This window comes from Chryseobacillus diguaensis (assembly GCF_049220665.1).
Taxonomy (GTDB): Bacteria; Bacillota; Bacilli; order Bacillales; family Bacillaceae; genus Metabacillus_B.
On record NZ_JBMKNV010000003.1, the window covers coordinates 218203 to 236622 of the forward strand.

The window sequence follows — 18420 nt, forward strand, 5'->3', positions numbered from 1 at the left end:
CCGGCGCTGCACCAGATAATGAACTCACCTCTAAGCTGCCGGCCTGAACTACAGTAGGGCTTAGGCCGAGTGCTTATTCTAAAGCACCCGTTATCAAAACGAACAAGAAATTGTTCCTAAGATGGCCGTTTGGCCATGAAAAAGGGTGGTACCGCGTGGAGATAATAGCCTCCTCGCCCCTTTGACTCTATAAGATGCAATCGGAGTCTGTCAGGGGGGTGAGGGGGTTTTTATATGCAAAAAAACAACTTTGCAAACATTGAAACAAGAAAAAAACACCTGAACAATTGGAGGAGGTTTGAAAATGAGTTTGAACGTACAATTGGACCAATCGGCAGCCAAGTGTACATCAGTCCGCATGACCGGAGGAAGTATGCTGGTCGAATCGCTTAAAAGGGAAAAAGTAGAGGTTTTATTCGGGTATCCAGGCGGGGCAGTCCTACCGCTTTATGACAAGCTTTATGACTCAGGACTAAGGCACATCTTAACAAGACATGAGCAGGGAGCCATCCATGCTGCTGAAGGGTATGCAAGAGTTTCAGGGAAACCAGGTGTTGTCATCGCAACCTCTGGTCCGGGAGCTACAAACCTTGTTACTGGACTTGCTGACGCTATGATCGATTCTCTTCCGCTTGTTGTCTTTACCGGTCAGGTTGCTACCACTGTAATCGGGTCAGATGCCTTTCAGGAGGCTGATGTACTTGGGATCACGATGCCGGTCACAAAACACAATGTTCAGGTGAGAAATGTAGAAGAACTTCCGCAGCTGATTAAAGAAGCATTTCATATTGCAACAACGGGACGACCGGGACCAGTACTGATTGATATTCCAAAGGATATCGCGGTTTCAGAAGGCGAATTTAATTATGACATTCCAATTGATCTGCCTGGCTATCAGCCTACTGTTGAGCCAAATCATCTTCAAATCCGCAAGCTCGTTGAGGCAATAAGCAGAGCAGCAAAGCCGGTAATTCTGGCTGGAGCAGGTGTTTTGCACGCTAAAGCGTCTGAAGATTTGAAAAATTTCGCCGAACAGCAGCAAATTCCCGTCGCAAACACCTTGCTTGGACTCGGAGCATTTCCGGGAGATCACCCTCTCTTTCTCGGAATGGCAGGAATGCATGGAACCTATTCAGCCAACATGGCGATCTATGAATGTGATCTTCTCATCAACATCGGTGCAAGGTTTGATGACAGGCTCACGGGAAATTTAGCTGATTTTGCTAAAAATGCAACAGTAGCCCATATTGATATCGATCCTGCTGAAATTGGAAAAAATGTTCCGACTAATATTCCGGTTGTAGGTGATGCCAAAAAAGTACTGGAACAGTTATTGCACCAAAATGGCAAAAAAGGGCACGGTGAAGAATGGCTCAATAAGCAGCAAGTATCTAAAGTGGAATATCCGCTCTGGTATGGCCATTCAGAAGAAGAAATTAAGCCCCAGCGTCTCATTGAGATGATTCATAAAGCAACAAATGGTGAAGCCATTGTTGCAACAGATGTTGGTCAGCATCAAATGTGGGCGGCACAGTTTTATCCCTTTGCAAAACCAGACAGCTGGGTAACCTCCGGAGGACTTGGCACAATGGGTTTTGGGCTTCCTTCAGCAATCGGTGCACAGCTTGCCAGTATGGACCGGAAAGTAGTTGCCGTTGTTGGGGATGGCGGATTTCAAATGACATTGCAGGAGCTTTCCGTAATCTATGAGCTGAATCTGCCTATTAAGATTGTTGTGCTGAATAACCTGTCTCTTGGAATGGTTAGACAATGGCAGGAAATCTTTTATGAAGAACGCTATTCTCATTCCAAATTTGTCTCACAGCCGCATTTTGATAAGCTCGCTGAAGCTTACGGCATTAAAGGCATTACCATCAAAAATATGAATGAGGCAAATGAATATTTAACAGAAGCGCTCACGTCTCCTGAACCGATGCTCATAAATGTACTGGTAGCACAGGAGGAAAATGTTTATCCAATGATTGCTCCTGGAAAAGGAATTCATCAAATGGTGGGGATCAGGGCATGAAACGAATCATAACCGTAACGGTCTTAAACAGACCCGGAGTATTAAACAGAATTACAGGCTTATTTACTAAAAGACTTTATAACATTGAGAGCATTTCAGTAGGACACTCAGAAACAGAGGGTGTATCAAGAATTACCTTTATTGTAAATGTTCAGGAAGAACAAGAAGTAGAACAGCTTATAAAGCAGCTGAACAAACAAATTAATGTTTTAAAAGTAACAGATATGACAAAAAAATCAGTAGTGGCAAGAGAGCTGGCACTGATCAAAGTATCATCCGCACCTCAGACGAGAGCTGAATTAAATGGAATCATTGATCCTTTCAGGGCTTCCATTATTGATGTAGGAATTGATTCTGTCATCGTTCAAGTAACAGGAGAAAGCGATAAAATTGAAGCGCTGATTGAACTCCTAAGACCGTATGGTATTAAGGAAATAGCCAGAACCGGAACAACAGCGTTTGCAAGAAGCGGGCGCAGGACAGCAGCTGAGAAAACATCATTTATTGTATAAGCAAGCAAAATAAAAAAAATCAGTTTCTATAAAAGGAGAGATTAGTAATGGCAAAGGTTTATTATAACGGGGATGTAAACGAGCAAGCGCTGAGCGGAAAAAAAGTAGCGGTAATCGGGTACGGTTCACAGGGCCATGCACATGCTCTTAACTTGAAAGAAAGCGGAGTAGATGTGGTTGTTGGTGTACGCAAAGGAAATTCCTTTGAACAGGCTCAAAAGGACGGTCATGATGTGCAAACCGTCAAAGAGGCGTCCGAAAAAGCAGACGTAGTAATGGTTCTTCTTCCGGATGAACAGCAGAAAAAGGTGTATGACGAAGAAATCAAGGATGCACTCGAGCCTGGCAACGCACTAGTTTTCGCCCATGGATTCAATATTCATTTTTCTCAAATTGTACCTCCTGAGTTTGTCGATGTATTCCTTGTGGCACCAAAGGGACCAGGTCATCTTGTACGCCGCACCTTTACTGAAGGAGCTGGCGTTCCAGCGCTGATTGCCGTTGAACAGGATGTCACAGGCAAAGCAAAAGAAACGGCTCTTGCCTATGCAAAAGCGATCGGTGCTGCAAGAGCAGGCGTCCTTGAAACCTCCTTTAAAGAAGAAACGGAAACGGATTTGTTTGGTGAACAAGCGGTCCTTTGCGGCGGACTGACATCGCTTGTAAAAGCAGGATTTGAAACACTTGTAGATGCAGGCTATCAGCCGGAAGTTGCTTATTTTGAATGTTTGCATGAATTGAAGCTGATCGTGGATCTCATGTATGAAGGCGGATTGGAAGGCATGCGTTATTCTATTTCAGATACAGCACAATGGGGAGATTTTGTATCCGGGCCGAGAATCATCGATAAACATGTAAAAGAATCCATGAAGGATGTACTGGAAGACATCCAATCAGGGAAATTTGCTAAGGAATGGATTTCTGAAAATCAGGTAAACCGTCCTCAATTTAAGGCCATTAATAAACGGGAAAACGAGCATCAGCTTGAACAAGTTGGAAGAGTACTCAGGGAGATGATGCCGTTTGTGAAACCAAAAAACAAAGAGGCGGTGGTCTCTGGTGCGAAAAATTAATTTTTTTGATACAACACTTCGGGATGGAGAACAATCAGCAGGTGTTAATCTGAATTCTCAGGAAAAAATGGAGATTGCAAAGCAGCTTGAAAGACTTGGAGTTGACATTATGGAAGCGGGGTTTCCCGCTTCATCCAAGCTTGATTTTCTGTCAGTGCAAAACATTGCAAGAGAGGTTAGAAACTGTTCTGTAACTGGTCTTGCAAGGTCTATGAAATCAGACATTGATGCAGCTTGGGAGGCTTTAAAAGAAGGAGAAGAGCCAAGACTTCACGTCTTTATTGCAACGTCTCCCATCCATCGTTTGCACAAACTGAAAAAAACACCTGAGCAGGTGATTCAGACTGCTGTTGATTCAGTCAAATATGCAGCTGATTTTTTTCCGATTATTCAGTGGTCTGCTGAAGATGCCTGCAGAACAGAATGGACTTTTCTTGCAGAAATCATTGAGAAAGTAATCAATGCAGGGGCACGGGTAATTAACCTTCCTGATACTGTAGGTTATAACCATCCGAAGGAATATGGAGAAATGTTTTCTTACATGAGGGAAAATGTTCCGAATATCGATAAGGTCATCTTGTCGGCGCATTGCCATGATGATCTTGGCATGGCAGTCGCAAATTCTCTTTCTGCTATTGAACATGGAGCCGGGCAAATTGAGGGAACGATTAATGGAATCGGAGAAAGGGCTGGAAACGCTGCACTGGAAGAAGCAGCGGTAGCATTGAATATCCGGTCCGAATATTACAAGGCCTCTTCTTCCTTGAACTTAAATGAAATAAAGCGCACAAGTGATCTTGTCAGCAGGCTGACAGGAATGGTCATTCCGGGCAATAAAGCAATCGTCGGAAAAAATGCCTTTGCTCACGAATCCGGTATTCATCAGGATGGCGTACTGAAAGAGAAAACAACCTATGAAATTATTTCTCCAGAACTAGTTGGGGTTTCCTCCAATTCTTTAGTTCTCGGAAAACATTCCGGCAGGCATGCTTTCAGAAATAAATTGGAGGCGCTGGGCTATTTGCTGACAGAGGATGAATTTCATAGAAGCTTTCAATCCTTTAAGGATCTGTCAGAAAAGAAAAAGGAATTTACGGATGAGGACCTAACAGCAATTGTTATGGAAGAAAAACTTTCAAATGGAGAAGCAGCCTATGAACTGCGTTCCCTTCAAGTTCAGTTTGGAACAGATAACATTACGACAGCTACAGTCAGCATGACCGACAGAGAAAAGAAAGTGCTGCACGAGGCAGCAACTGGCGCAGGGAGTGTAGAAGCAATTTACAACACGCTTGAGCGCTGTATCGGTACCGAGATCCATTTGAAAGATTACCGCATTCAATCCAATAGAAGCGGGCGGGATGCATTTGCACAAGTGTATGTGAAAATTGATTTTAACGGAGTGGAATCGAGCGGCAGAGGCCTTGCTCAGGATGTTCTTGAAGCATCTGCAAAAGCTTATGTGAATGCAGTGAACAGAGTCCTGCTTTTTGACCAGCAGCAAGAGCCAAAAGCCAGTGTTTCCATTTAATTTGAAAAGGAGGACGTGACATGAATAAAACGATTGCATTGCTTCCGGGTGACGGAATCGGCAAAGAAGTCATGTTTGGGGCTGAAGAAATTTTAAAGGCCATTGGTGAGCAATATCATCACACCTTCACTTTTCAATACGGCCGTATTGGGGGAGATGCCCTTGATCACACAGGGGAGCCTCTTCCTTCTGAAACACTTGAAATATGCAAAAAGAGTGATGCTGTCCTCTTAGGAGCAGTCGGCGGACCTAAATGGGAAGAAAACAGTCCGGAGCTGAGACCTGAAAAAGGCCTTCTAAAACTAAGAAAAGAACTGAATTTATATGCGAATATCCGTCCAGTGAAAGCATACGAAAGCCTTGCTGACCATAGCCCTTTTAAAAGGGAAGTCGTAAATGGCGTTGATATGGTAATCGTAAGGGAGCTAACAGGGGGATTGTATTTTGGCAAGCCGAGCGAACGCCAATTTACAAAAGGAGAAGAGTCTGCAGTAGATACGCTATTTTATAGTAAAAAAGAAGTGCGGCGGATCATAAAAACAGCATTTGAAATGGCACAAACAAGAAGAAAAAAGGTTACTTCTGTTGATAAAGCGAACGTCCTTGAATCCAGCAGAATGTGGCGCGAAACAGCTGAAGAGATCAGCAAGGAATTTCCGGAAGTGACCCTTGAGCATATGCTTGTCGATAATGCTGCCATGCAGCTTCTGAAGAACCCTTCACAGTTTGATGTCATTGTTACTGAAAATATGTTCGGAGATATTCTGAGCGATGAGGCTTCCGTATTAACCGGTTCTCTTGGAATGCTTCCTTCAGCAAGTCTTTCTGAAGGCGGTCTTCATCTGTATGAGCCTGTCCATGGATCGGCCCCGGACATTGCAGGAAAAAACCTTTCCAATCCGCTGGCTATGATTTTATCGGCAGCCATGATGCTCAGGATGTCTTTCGGGTTGGAAGCGGAAGCGGAAGTTATTGAAAATGCAGTAGAGCGGGTGCTGGACGGAGGAAAATTAACGTCTGACCTTGCTAAAGGAAATGCAGGAGTCTTGACAACTCAACAGATGATAGAAGAAGTAAAAGTGTGCATTGCAGATAATGATGCCATCCTAAGTATCATGGAAGCTTACGCTTAAAACTATCAAAACAGATGCCCCCTTTTATAAGGGGGCGGTTTTATACCCAGGCTCTTTTCTTAAACTTTGTTCCTAATGACCATATATCTATTCCTGGAAACCATCGGGATGGCAAAAACTTTAAGAAAAGATGCCCCGAAACTAGTCTAAATGCGTGAAAAAAACATGTACTAAAAAAACAATCTTTGCGAAAACAGCCTATACCTATTAGAGAATATCAAATGAAGGAAGGGGAGAGTGAAGTGAAGAAGCGTACAATGGTAGAAAAAATTTGGGATCAGCATGTGGTTCACCATGAAGAGGGAGTACCGGATCTCCTGTATATTGATTTGCATTTAATTCATGAAGTAACCTCTCCTCAGGCGTTTGAAGGATTAAGAATAAATGGTAGGAAGGTAAGGAGGCCTGACCGCACTTTTGCAACGATGGATCATAACATTCCAACCCTTAACCGCAATGTAATCAGTGACGAGACAGCAAGAAAACAAGTATCCACCCTTGAAAAAAATTGCAGGGAGTTTCAAGTGCCTTTAGCAGACCTTGAAAGCGAAGATCAGGGGATCGTTCATATTATCGGGCCAGAGCTTGGTCTGACACAGCCTGGAAAAACAATCGTCTGCGGAGACAGTCATACTTCTACTCATGGTGCCTTTGGAGCTCTTGCCTTTGGAATAGGAACAAGTGAAGTAGAGCATGTGCTGGCCACTCAAACCCTATGGCAGCAAAAACCTAAAACGATTGAAATCAGGGTGGATGGCAGTTTACAGCATGGCGTTACAGCAAAAGATGTCATTCTTTACATTATAGGAAAATACGGTATTAAATTCGGAACCGGCCATGTTATTGAGTTTAAAGGCGAAGTGATCGAAAACCTCTCTATGGATGAACGGATGACGATCTGCAATATGTCTATTGAAGCCGGAGCAAAAGCAGGACTTATTGCACCTGATGAAACAACCTATTCTTACATTAAAGGAAGGAAATATGCACCGAAAGGCGAGGAATTTGAAAAAGCGGTGGGCGAATGGGGAAAATTAAAATCAGACGAAGGTGCTGTATATGACCGCTCCTTCTATATAAAAGGAGAAGAAATTTCCCCGATGGTTACGTGGGGTACAAATCCTGGGATGGTGATTCCAGTTGATGAGCAAGTGCCTTCTGCAGAATACTTTCATTCTGAAGAAGAAAAAATGGAGGCAAAAAGAGCCTATCATTATATGAATCTGGTTCCTGGCACCCCGATGGAAGAAATCCCAATTCAGCATGTGTTTATTGGCTCCTGTACGAATTCCCGTTTAAATGATTTGCGCGAAGCTGCTGACTTTGTGCAAGGGAGAAAGGTATCGCCTGGTGTACGGGCAATTGTTGTTCCCGGTTCTCAATCTGTTAAACGAAAAGCCGAGGAAGAAGGGTTGGACAAGATTTTTCTTAACGCAGGTTTTGAATGGCGAAATTCGGGCTGCAGCATGTGTCTGAGCATGAATGATGATGTTGTTCCCGAAGGAGAAAGGTGTGCGTCCACATCAAACAGGAACTTCGAAGGCAGACAGGGGAAAGGGGCAAGAACCCATTTGGTGAGTCCTGTTATGGCTGCTGCAGCTGCTATCTTCGGCAGGTTTACAGACATCCGAAAAATAAAGGGAGGTACTTCCATTGAATCCATTTCAAATTCATGAAGGGAAAGCAGCAGTATTAAATAGAGATAACGTAGATACAGATCAAATCATTCCAAAGCAATTTTTAAAGCGCATCGAGAAAACGGGTTACGGAAAATATGCTTTTTTTGATTGGCGCTATGAACAGCATGGGAATCTGAACCATGAATTTGAATTAAATCAGCCGTTGTACGAAGGTGCGACGATTTTGCTTGCAGGAGAGAATTTCGGCTGCGGTTCTTCTAGGGAGCATGCGCCTTGGGCTCTCTCGGATTATGGTTTTCGTGTCATTATCGCACCTTCCTTTGCAGATATTTTTCATCAAAATTGTTTAAAAAATGGAATGCTTCCCGTAAAACTGCCGAGGGAAAAAGTAATCGAGCTTATGAGAAAAGCAGAAGGGAAAGAATATTCCTTAACGGTCAACCTTGTGGACCAAACAATTTGGGATGAAAGCGGCCTTACAGCTTCATTCGAAATAGATCCTCACTGGAAAGATATGCTCCTGAATGGGAGAGATGAAATCGCCTATACCCTATTATATGAAAAAAACATTTCACAATACGAATCGGAAAAACAAGCATGGGTATAAACACCTGTGCTTGTTTTCCGTTTAGGTGATTGGTAAACTTGAAGGCAAATATCTCTTTGGAGTTGGTCCAGAGTCATGAAAAATGACAAACATAAAAAAATTATCCCATTCCCCAACTTGAAGGAGCGCCTGATTGACAAAGGAATGGAAGCACTAAAAAGCAAGCACTACCAAGAAGCGCTTGAGTTTTTTTCAGAGGCTAAGCATATGGATGAAGATAAAGCTGAAATTCATCTTGGCATTGCCCTGTGTTTAATGGAAATGGGGGAGCTTGAAGAAGCAAAACAGGTTTGCAAACAAATGCTGAACGAAGATATTGGCCACTACTTTACTGTGCTCCAAGTATATTTGACCATTCTTATTCAGCTTAGAGAATATGAAGAAGTCCAGCTGACAATTGAAGCCGTTCTTCAGGAGAATCAGATTCCTGCAGAAAGTGCTGAGCAATTTTACAAGCTCCTTGATTTTAGCAGGAAAATGAATCAATCTGGTGATTTTGATATAGAAGAGGAAGAGCCGGAATTTGAAAACTGGATGAGTTCCAATGTTTTTATGGAAGATCCCAATCAGCAAATCCAATATATCCAATCGCTGAGAGACCGGAATCTCGTAAAGCATATGGATACGCTTAAGTCATTGCTGGAGGAACCAAGAGCGCATCCTGTGATTAAAACAATGGTTCTGCAGCTATTTATGGAGAACGAACTGGCAAAAGAGGTAACCATTTATAAATTTGGAGAAAGCCTATCAGTTATCCCTGCTGATTTAAATGATATTTCCGATCTGCCATTTACTAAAAAGGTCCTGAATTTGCTCGATGATACACTCGGCAATGAGAATCCCACTCTTTTTGAAGCTGTGAAAGAATTATGGATACGCCATCTATATGTATTGTTTCCGCTTCTCCCAGAACCCCCGGAAGCATCTCTGTGGGCAGCTGCCCTTCATAAAGTAGGCTATGGATTTCATGGCATTGAACTGGGCTATGAAGAAGTAGAAGAAATTTATGAAATTTCCGGGTTTCGTTTAAGAGAAGCCGTTGAAAAAATTGAAAAGGTTGAAGAAATGTCCTACTTTTACGAAAAGGAACAATGATTTCATTATGCTTTTTTTCCTTTTGGATGGCCATTGCCATTTAATAAGAAAAAAAGGCGGATAGGTTGAAAGAAAAACATTCTATGGTATAATGAAATGGTTTCATATTATGATGGAAGCTTCATGTCCACTGAATACATAACAAATAATCTTTTAGATTTACTTAAAGGATCTTTGTCTAATGAGGACATTATTACATATTTTATAGATTTTTGGAGGGAAATACATGACTGCAAAATGGGAAAAACTAGAAGGAAATCAAGGGAAACTAACAGTTGAAGTAGATGCTGCTCAATTTGAAATTGCCCTTGACGAAGCTTTTAAAAAGGTAGTTCAGCAAGTATCAATTCCTGGATTCCGCAAAGGCAAAGTGCCGCGCAGCTTATTCGAGAAGCGTTTTGGTGTAGAATCACTTTACCAGGATGCTGTTGATATCGTATTGCAGCAGGAATATCCGAAAGCAATTGATGAAACTGGAATCGAGCCAATCGACCGTCCGGAAATTGACATCGACCAAATTGAAAGAGGCCAAAACCTTATTTTCACAGCTAAGGTTGAAGTGAAACCTGAAGTGAAACTAGGCGACTATAAAGGTCTTGGAGTAGAGAAAGAAAGTGCTGAAGTAACTGATGAAGACATCGATAATGAACTGAAAAGCCTTCAAGAGCGCAACGCTGAACTTGTTGTAAAAGAAGAAGGCCAAATTGCTGAAGGCGATACAGTTGTCATTGATTTTGAAGGATTTGTTGATGGAGAAGCTTTCGAAGGCGGACAAGCTGAGAACTATTCTCTTGAAATTGGCTCAAACACTTTCATCCCAGGATTTGAAGAGCAGCTGATCGGTCTTGAAACAGGCGGAGAAAAAGAGGTTGAAGTAAACTTCCCTGAAGAATACCATGCAGAAGAACTTGCTGGAAAACCGGCAGTATTCAAAGTGAAAATCCATGAAATCAAATCAAAAGAGCTTCCTGCTCTTGATGATGAGTTTGCAAAAGACGTTAACGATGAAGTGGAAACTCTTGATGAGCTAAAAGCAAAAACAAGAGAGCGTCTTGAAGAAAGCAAAAAAACAGAATCAGAAAACAAACTTCGCGATCAGCTAGTAGAAAAAGCGGCTGAAAATGCAGAAGTTGAAATTCCTCAAGCTATGATCAATTCAGAAGTTGACCGTATGATGAAAGAATTCGAACAGCGCCTTCAAATGCAAGGAATGAACCTTGAATTGTACTTCCAATTCTCTGGACAAGACGAAGATGCGCTTAAACAGCAAATGCAGGAAGATGCAGCGAAACGCGTTAAATTCAACCTGACACTTGAAGCTATTGCTCAAGCTGAAAAGATCGAAGCTTCTGATGAAGAAGTGAACAGCGAGCTTTCTAAAATGGCTGAAATGTACAACATGCCAGTAGAAAGCTTAACACAAGCACTTGGTTCTACTGATGCTGTGAAAGAAGACCTGAAAATCCGCAAAGCAATTGATTTTCTTGTTGAAAACAACTAATTCGATTTTATTGCAGAAAACCTCGAGCTAATTTTCTTGTAGAAAACCACCTGGTTATTGCATAATATAATAAAGAAACAAGGCGCGAGTTGCTCGTGCCTTGTTTTATAAGGCTCTTTTTTTAAACTTTGCTGCAGTTCATTTTCTAAGGAGCTCTTGAATTTGTTGCTTTTCACCATGTATTTCTTTTAAATCTACCATAATTTGGATGGAACTTTAAGAAAAGATGCAACGAAGCAAGGCAAAATGGTTATAAATGCTTTTACGGATAGTCTATGCGAAAACAGCCTTAAAAAAAGATGCAGCTAATTTCAGCGTGAGCGATAAGATATGATTAACAGCAAACGTTTCAAAAAGAAGTCTTAATAAGAAAATTGTTTAATGCTTCTATTATGATTGTTTCAATTATTCAGTCATGAGCAGGGCAAACGAACAGCTATACATATGCAGACAGAACAAAATTTGGTGCAAGCCTCCTGATTATGGCATAAAAGAAAATGACTGTGCATACAATTTGTAACTTATGACAAATAATGTTTTTTCTTTTTAATTTTGGGTAGTATAATTAAGAGCCATACATAGTAAAAATCGCCGCATCGTTTAACTAACGTTCCCAGTCTTACTTATGGTAAAATGCAATACATACCTGTTTTTCGTTTCTAACCGGGCTTCTTATTCGGTAAACCTGTTTGTGATTTAAAAGAATCAGCATAGGTTTTGTCAGCAGAATATTATTCTTTGCCATTCGATTGGGATGCTCGTCCAGAGATAAAGATACAAGGGGTGAAACAATGTTTAAATTTAATGACGAAAAAGGTCAGTTGAAGTGTTCGTTTTGCGGAAAGACTCAGGACCAAGTCCGCAAGCTAGTAGCAGGACCTGGTGTATATATATGCGATGAGTGCATCGAGCTTTGTACGGAAATCGTTGAAGAGGAATTGGGTACTGAAGAAGAAGTAGAATTTAAAGACGTACCAAAGCCAACAGAAATTCGCGAAATTCTGGATGAGTATGTTATCGGCCAGGATCAAGCCAAAAAATCACTTGCTGTTGCTGTTTATAATCACTATAAACGGATTAATTCCAATAGCAAAATTGACGAAGTAGAACTTTCTAAGAGTAATATTGCAATGATTGGGCCGACAGGAAGCGGTAAAACATTGCTTGCTCAAACTCTTGCACGTATATTGAATGTTCCATTTGCTATCGCAGATGCAACTTCACTTACTGAAGCTGGCTACGTCGGTGAAGATGTAGAAAACATCCTTCTGAAATTAATTCAGGCAGCAGATTATGATGTTGAAAAAGCTGAAAAGGGAATCATCTATATCGATGAAATCGATAAAGTTGCCCGTAAATCAGAGAATCCATCGATTACACGTGATGTTTCCGGTGAAGGTGTCCAGCAGGCTCTCTTGAAAATTTTAGAAGGAACTGTTGCAAGTGTACCGCCACAAGGCGGAAGAAAGCACCCTCACCAAGAATTCATTCAAATTGATACAACCAATATTCTCTTCATTTGCGGTGGAGCATTTGATGGGATTGAACAAATTATTAAGCGCCGTCTTGGCAGAAAAGTCATTGGTTTCGGCACTGATAATAAGCATGAAGAATTAGACACAAAACTGCTTCTTTCAAAAGTTCTTCCTGAGGATCTTCTGAAATTCGGATTGATCCCGGAATTTATCGGACGTTTACCGGTTATTGCAAGCCTTGAGCCTCTTGATGAAGGAGCTCTTGTTGAAATCCTTACAAAACCTAAGAACGCCTTGGTTAAGCAATATCAAAAAATGCTTGATCTGGATGGAGTTGAACTTGAATTTGAAAGCGAAGCTCTCACCGAAATTTCGAAAAAGGCTATTGAACGTAAAACCGGTGCCCGAGGACTGCGTTCCATCATTGAAGGCATTATGCTTGATGTGATGTTTGAACTTCCATCCCGTGAGGACATTAACAAATGTGTCATTACAGCTGATACAGTGGCCAATCAAACGCCTCCAAAATTAGTTTTGAATGACGGCACGATCGTTGAAAAAGATACGAAAACTTCTGCATAATGAATACTAAAAAAAGCCTGAATGAACTTTTTATTCAGGCTTTTTTGTGTTTGTACAAAAGCAATAGCCTCAACCAAAACCGATCAAGTATTTCTTTCTTCTGGAATAAATTAGCTGATCAGGCCGTCAAATAACCTCTATATAAAAGGTTTATTCCTATCTTCCCTCGGAGATACTATCAATTAAATATCGCTTCATCACAAAAGCCTTTTTACATAGAAGAAACTGTAACGGGAGGGTTATTATGAGCTGGACGGGTATAGCGCTTTTTGTACAATTATTTTTTGGGATTATTATCGGACTTTATTTTTGGAATCTCTTGAAGAACCAGCGGTCTCAAAAGGTATCGATTGATAGAGAGTCCAAAAAAGAAATGGAACAGCTTCGCAAAATGAGATCAGTTAAGCTCTCAGAGCCTCTGGCTGAACGCGTTCGTCCAAAAACATTTTCAGACATTGTCGGGCAGGAAGATGGAATTAAAGCATTAAAGGCCGCCCTTTGCGGACCAAATCCTCAGCATGTCATTGTTTATGGACCACCTGGAGTAGGAAAAACAGCCGCGGCAAGATTGGTGCTGGAAGAAGCTAAGAAAAATTTCAAATCTCCTTTTAAATTGGATTCCGTTTTTGTGGAACTTGATGCAACGACGGCTCGGTTTGATGAGAGAGGTATAGCAGATCCGCTGATTGGTTCTGTTCATGACCCAATCTATCAGGGAGCAGGCGCTATGGGGCAAGCCGGTATTCCTCAGCCGAAACAGGGAGCTGTCACAAATGCTCATGGAGGCGTGCTTTTCATTGATGAGATAGGAGAGCTTCATCCTATTCAAATGAATAAGCTTCTAAAGGTATTGGAGGATCGCAAGGTTTTTCTTGAAAGCGCGTATTATAATGAAGAAAATTCAAATATTCCGGCACATATAAATGATATATTTCAGAATGGGCTCCCTGCAGACTTCCGTTTGATCGGGGCAACGACAAGAACACCGAACGAAATACCTCCGGCTATCAGATCCAGGTGTGTAGAGGTGTTTTTCAGAGACTTGGAGCAGGCGGAATTAGCAATAGTTGCAAAAAAAGGCGCTATAAAAATGAATATGACAGTCAGTGAAAATAGTATTGAGAGATTAACGTCTTATTGCCGCAATGGCCGCGAAGTGGTCAATATGATTCAAATTGCTGCAGGAATGGCTCTTACAGAAGATCGCAGTGAACTGACGATGGAAGATATCGAATGGGTCGTACAATCAAGCCAGCTGACGCCAAGACACGAACGAAAAATCGGCTCAGAACCGATGATCGGATTAGTAAATGGTCTAGCTGTGCATGGTCCAAACAGCGGATCGCTGCTTGAGATAGAGGTGACTGTTATCCCTGCTAAGGATGAAGGCACTGTCAACATCACCGGAATTGTTGAAGAAGAGAGTATTGGCGACCGAAGCAAATCCCTCAGGAGAAAGAGTATGGCGAAAGGCTCTATTGAAAATGTCATTACGGTTCTTCGCTCTATGGGAATAAAGGCATCGGATTATGATATTCACGTAAACTTTCCAGGGGGCATCCCAATTGATGGCCCTTCTGCAGGAATAGCAATGGCAACAGGCATATTCTCAGCGATTCATAAGCTTCCAATAGATCATACCGTAGCAATGACCGGTGAAATCAGTATCCATGGGCATGTAAAACCAATCGGCGGTGTCATTCCAAAAATTAAAGCAGCAAAACTTGCTGGAGCCAAAACCGTGATTATTCCAGCTGAAAACATGCAAAGTGTATTGGCAGACATTCCGGGGGTTAAAATAATTCCAGTCGATCACCTGCAGGAAGTTTTTGACCTTGCTCTAGTAAGTCCGCCAACAGAGAAAATTCAGCCCATATTACCTTCGAGTACTGTATTTCCACAGCAGGAATCAGTATAAAGGCAGATTTGCAGGGAGTCTGATTTGCGGTTTGATCGCAGTCAGACTTTTTTTCATTACAGCTCTCATTCTAACGGGTTAATCAAAAATCCTTAAATGATGCGACTATTGGGTTCCTTTCCCTTTCATTTTGAGAGAACTCAGCGAACCATTTCTTTTTCATTCGTCTTATAAAGGGTATACTACCTACAAAGCTTGAACTTGTAAACATTCAAATAGACACTGTATGGAGAATAGGATAGAATTGTACAAGATATCTAAAGGCTCTTTTCCTAAACTCAGATGTGTTAAAGCAGACAAAAAGACAGGATTTAATGAAAGTGATGGAGGTGTATAGGGATGGCAAATGAGAATCAAATTACCGTTCCCCTCCTACCGTTAAGAGGCTTGTTGGTTTATCCGACAATGGTGCTTCATCTTGATGTAGGACGAGAAAAATCAGTACAGGCGCTTGAGAAGGCGATGATTAATGATCATACGATCTTTTTGACAACCCAAAAGGAAATATCCATAGATGAACCAAAAGAAGAAGATATTTATCAAATAGGGACTTACACAAAAATTAAGCAGATGCTTAAGCTCCCTAACGGAACAATTCGGGTCCTTGTTGAAGGGCTGCAAAGAGGGAAAATCGAACAATTTATCGAAGACGATGAAGCGTATTCAGTTACCATTTCCACTTTTACAGAGCAAATGGCAAAGGATGCAGAAAATGATGCCTTAATGCGGACACTTCTGGAATACTTTGAACAGTACATAAAGCTTTCCAAGAAGATTTCTTCAGAAACGTATGCAACTGTAGCAGATATTGATGAGCCGGGGAGACTGGCTGATATCATCGCTTCTCATCTTCCTTTAAAACTGAAGGAAAAGCAGGATATTCTTGAAACAGTTGATGTAAAGGAACGGCTGAATAAAGTCATTGATATTATTCATAACGAAAAAGAAGTGCTTCAACTTGAGAAAAAGATTGGACAGAGAGTAAAACGCTCTATGGAGCGCACGCAGAAGGAATATTACCTTCGCGAACAGATGAAGGCCATTCAGAAGGAACTTGGCGATAAAGAGGGCAAAACTGGAGAAGTTTCTTCGCTTAGTGAGAAGATCGAGGCAGCTCAAATGCCTGAACATGTAAAAGAAACGGCCTTAAAAGAACTGGATCGCTACGAGAAAGTTCCTTCCAGCTCAGCAGAAAGTGCTGTGATCAGAAATTATATCGATTGGCTGATCTCATTGCCATGGGTTAAAGCTACGGAAGATCGTCTTGATCTTAAAGTGGCAGAAGAAATTCTTGAAAAAGATCATCATGGTCTTGAAAAAGTGAAGGAGCGGGTACTCGAATACCTCGCTGTACAAAAATTGACGAATTCACTTAAGGGCCCAATTCTTTGCCTTGCAGGTCCTCCAGGAGTTGGTAAAACGTCATTGGCCAGGTCTGTTGCAAAATCGCTGAACCGGAATTTCGTCCGGGTTTCGCTTGGCGGAGTGCGCGATGAATCCGAAATACGCGGGCACAGAAGAACTTATGTAGGAGCTATGCCTGGCCGGATTATTCAGGGGATTAAGAAAGCAGGTACCATCAACCCGGTATTTCTCCTTGATGAAATTGATAAAATGTCCAATGACTTCAGAGGCGATCCATCATCTGCGCTCCTTGAAGTTCTTGACCCTGAACAAAACAGCAGCTTCAGTGATCATTTCATAGAAGAAACGTATGACCTTTCAAAAGTCATGTTTATTGCAACAGCGAACAATCTGGCAACGATACCTGGCCCGCTTCGTGACAGAATGGAAATTATCACGATTGCCGGCTATACTGAGCTTGAAAAAATTCAAATTGCTAAAGATCATTTGCTTCCGAAACAGCTGGAAGCACACGGTCTTCGAAAAGCCAATCTGCAAATGAAAGAAGAGGCTATTCAAAATATTATCCGCTATTATACAAGGGAAGCCGGTGTCAGATCCCTTGAGCGCCAGCTTGCTGCCGTTTGCAGAAAAGCAGCGAGGCAGATTGTATCAGAGGATAAAAAGAAAATTGTCATAACGGCAAAAAACCTCGCTTCTTATCTCGGCAAGGAAAATTTCCGCTACGGTCAGGCTGAGCTTGAAGACCAAGTTGGCGTAGCTACAGGTCTTGCTTATACAACAGTTGGAGGAGATACTCTGTCTATTGAAGTATCCCTTTCACCAGGTAAAGGCAAGCTTATCCTTACTGGAAAACTTGGCGATGTGATGAAGGAATCGGCTCAAGCGGCATTCAGCTTTATCCGCTCAAAGGCTAAAGAGCTCAACATAGATCCGGAATTTAATGAAAAAAATGATATCCACATTCACGTACCGGAAGGCGCTGTGCCAAAGGATGGCCCATCTGCAGGGATTACAATGGCAACAGCTTTAATCTCAGCACTTACAGGCAGACCTGTACGAAAGGAAGTTGGCATGACGGGAGAAATCACTCTGCGAGGCCGAGTTCTTCCAATCGGAGGGCTGAAGGAGAAATCTTTAAGTGCACATCGTGCCGGGCTGAAAACCATTATTCTTCCAAAAGAAAATGAGAAGGACCTTGACGATATTCCGCCAAGTGTAAGAGAAGGATTAACGTTTATCTTGGTTTCACATCTTGATGAAGTATTAAAGCATGCATTGACAGGAGAAATGAAATGAAAGTAACAAGTTCAGACATTGTGATCAGCGCCGTTAAACCTGAGCAATACCCGGAGGTTGACCTTCCGGAAATTGCTCTTGCAGGCAGATCCAATGTGGGTAAGTCATCGTTTATTAACAAAATGATTAATCGCAAAAGCCTGGCAAGAACGTCATCAAAACCCGGAAAAACACAAACACTCAATTTTTACATTATCAACGAAGCACTGCATTTTGTAGATGTACCCGGATATGGTTATGCGAAAGTTTCAAAATCCGAAAGAGATGCCTGGGGCAGAATGATTGAGACCTATTTGACAAGCCGTGAGCAGCTTGCAGCAGTTATTCAGCTCGTTGATCTCAGACATCCGCCTTCAAAGGATGATATCATGATGTATGGCTTTATCAAACATTATGATTTGCCGGTGATTGTGGTTGCCACAAAAGCAGATAAAATCCCTAAAGGGAAATGGCAAAAGCATTTAAAGGTGATAAAGGAAGATCTGGATTTGGTAAAAGGTGATCCCATGGTCCTCTTTTCCTCCGAAACAGGTCATGGAAAAGAAGAAGCTTGGGCAGAAATACACAAAGCAATCAATGCGAAAAACGGCTGAGATCTCTCAGGCGTTTTTTTAGCTTTTTTATGTACAGGAAGGAAAAGCGTAATACTTATTATGATTC

The 18420-nt window shown here is 41.8% G+C and carries 13 protein-coding genes and 1 other annotated feature (1 of these 14 only partly in view); all 13 genes read left to right on the forward strand.

Annotation, left to right across the window (positions count from 1 at the left end; translation table 11 throughout):
* Window positions 1-184: a binding site (T-box leader), on the forward strand; it begins 67 nt to the left of the window's first position.
* Window positions 185-304: 120 nt separating this feature from the next.
* The 13 genes from ilvB to yihA all read left to right on the forward strand — a co-directional run bounded on the left by ilvB (window position 305) and on the right by yihA (window position 18353).
* Window positions 305-2029, forward strand: a complete 1725-nt coding sequence (gene ilvB, locus ACOT8F_RS06145; RefSeq protein ID WP_421650688.1) for an acetolactate synthase large subunit — start codon at window positions 305-307, stop codon at window positions 2027-2029.
* Window positions 2026-2541, forward strand: a complete 516-nt coding sequence (gene ilvN / locus ACOT8F_RS06150) for an acetolactate synthase small subunit (protein ID WP_421650689.1) — start codon at window positions 2026-2028, stop codon at window positions 2539-2541. The genes ilvB and ilvN overlap by 4 nt, the downstream gene beginning before the upstream one ends.
* A 47-nt stretch (window positions 2542-2588) precedes the next feature.
* Complete coding sequence (gene ilvC / locus ACOT8F_RS06155; RefSeq protein ID WP_421650690.1) at window positions 2589-3614, forward strand: ketol-acid reductoisomerase; 1026 nt, start codon at window positions 2589-2591, stop codon at window positions 3612-3614.
* The gene (locus ACOT8F_RS06160) at window positions 3601-5145 is read left to right on the forward strand and encodes a 2-isopropylmalate synthase (RefSeq protein WP_421650691.1); all 1545 of its coding nucleotides are present in this window, start codon (window positions 3601-3603) and stop codon (window positions 5143-5145) included. Before ilvC ends, ACOT8F_RS06160 begins: the two co-directional genes overlap by 14 nt.
* A gap of 20 nt (window positions 5146-5165) precedes the next feature.
* Window positions 5166-6278, forward strand: a complete 1113-nt coding sequence (leuB, locus tag ACOT8F_RS06165; protein WP_421650692.1) for a 3-isopropylmalate dehydrogenase — start codon at window positions 5166-5168, stop codon at window positions 6276-6278.
* Window positions 6279-6535: 257 nt separating this feature from the next.
* Complete coding sequence (gene leuC / locus ACOT8F_RS06170; protein WP_421650919.1) at window positions 6536-7954, forward strand: 3-isopropylmalate dehydratase large subunit; 1419 nt, start codon at window positions 6536-6538, stop codon at window positions 7952-7954.
* On the forward strand, window positions 7932-8525 hold the full coding sequence (leuD, locus tag ACOT8F_RS06175; protein WP_421650693.1) for a 3-isopropylmalate dehydratase small subunit: 594 nt from the start codon (window positions 7932-7934) through the stop codon (window positions 8523-8525). The genes leuC and leuD overlap by 23 nt, the downstream gene beginning before the upstream one ends.
* Before the next feature lie 75 nt (window positions 8526-8600).
* Complete coding sequence (locus tag ACOT8F_RS06180) at window positions 8601-9620, forward strand: tetratricopeptide repeat protein (RefSeq protein ID WP_421650694.1); 1020 nt, start codon at window positions 8601-8603, stop codon at window positions 9618-9620.
* A 226-nt stretch (window positions 9621-9846) separates the two neighbouring features.
* On the forward strand, window positions 9847-11121 hold the full coding sequence (tig, locus tag ACOT8F_RS06185) for a trigger factor (protein WP_421650695.1): 1275 nt from the start codon (window positions 9847-9849) through the stop codon (window positions 11119-11121).
* 791 nt (window positions 11122-11912) lie between these two features.
* Window positions 11913-13178, forward strand: a complete 1266-nt coding sequence (gene clpX, locus ACOT8F_RS06190; RefSeq protein ID WP_421650696.1) for an ATP-dependent protease ATP-binding subunit ClpX — start codon at window positions 11913-11915, stop codon at window positions 13176-13178.
* A 244-nt stretch (window positions 13179-13422) separates the two neighbouring features.
* Window positions 13423-15096, forward strand: a complete 1674-nt coding sequence (gene lonB, locus ACOT8F_RS06195) for an ATP-dependent protease LonB (protein ID WP_421650697.1) — start codon at window positions 13423-13425, stop codon at window positions 15094-15096.
* Window positions 15097-15435: 339 nt separating this feature from the next.
* The gene (gene lon, locus ACOT8F_RS06200; protein WP_421650698.1) at window positions 15436-17760 is read left to right on the forward strand and encodes an endopeptidase La; all 2325 of its coding nucleotides are present in this window, start codon (window positions 15436-15438) and stop codon (window positions 17758-17760) included.
* A complete protein-coding gene (gene yihA, locus ACOT8F_RS06205) occupies window positions 17757-18353 on the forward strand; it encodes a ribosome biogenesis GTP-binding protein YihA/YsxC (RefSeq protein ID WP_421650699.1) in 597 nt (198 codons plus the stop codon). The genes lon and yihA overlap by 4 nt, the downstream gene beginning before the upstream one ends.
* The last annotated feature ends 67 nt before the right edge of the window (window positions 18354-18420 follow it).

Bases quoted from the DNA above. Each gene is read 5' to 3' on its own strand.
- lonB (WP_421650697.1), top strand. From the start codon at position 13,423: ATGAGCTGGACGGGTATAGCGCTTTTTGTACAATTATTTTTTGGGATT.
- clpX (WP_421650696.1), top strand. From the start codon at position 11,913: ATGTTTAAATTTAATGACGAAAAAGGTCAGTTGAAGTGTTCGTTTTGC.
- leuC (WP_421650919.1), top strand. From the start codon at position 6,536: ATGGTAGAAAAAATTTGGGATCAGCATGTGGTTCACCATGAAGAGGGA.
- yihA (WP_421650699.1), top strand. From the start codon at position 17,757: ATGAAAGTAACAAGTTCAGACATTGTGATCAGCGCCGTTAAACCTGAG.
- ACOT8F_RS06180 (WP_421650694.1), top strand. From the start codon at position 8,601: ATGAAAAATGACAAACATAAAAAAATTATCCCATTCCCCAACTTGAAG.
- lon (WP_421650698.1), top strand. From the start codon at position 15,436: ATGGCAAATGAGAATCAAATTACCGTTCCCCTCCTACCGTTAAGAGGC.
- ilvN (WP_421650689.1), top strand. From the start codon at position 2,026: ATGAAACGAATCATAACCGTAACGGTCTTAAACAGACCCGGAGTATTA.
- leuB (WP_421650692.1), top strand. From the start codon at position 5,166: ATGAATAAAACGATTGCATTGCTTCCGGGTGACGGAATCGGCAAAGAA.
- ilvB (WP_421650688.1), top strand. From the start codon at position 305: ATGAGTTTGAACGTACAATTGGACCAATCGGCAGCCAAGTGTACATCA.
- ilvC (WP_421650690.1), top strand. From the start codon at position 2,589: ATGGCAAAGGTTTATTATAACGGGGATGTAAACGAGCAAGCGCTGAGC.
- tig (WP_421650695.1), top strand. From the start codon at position 9,847: ATGACTGCAAAATGGGAAAAACTAGAAGGAAATCAAGGGAAACTAACA.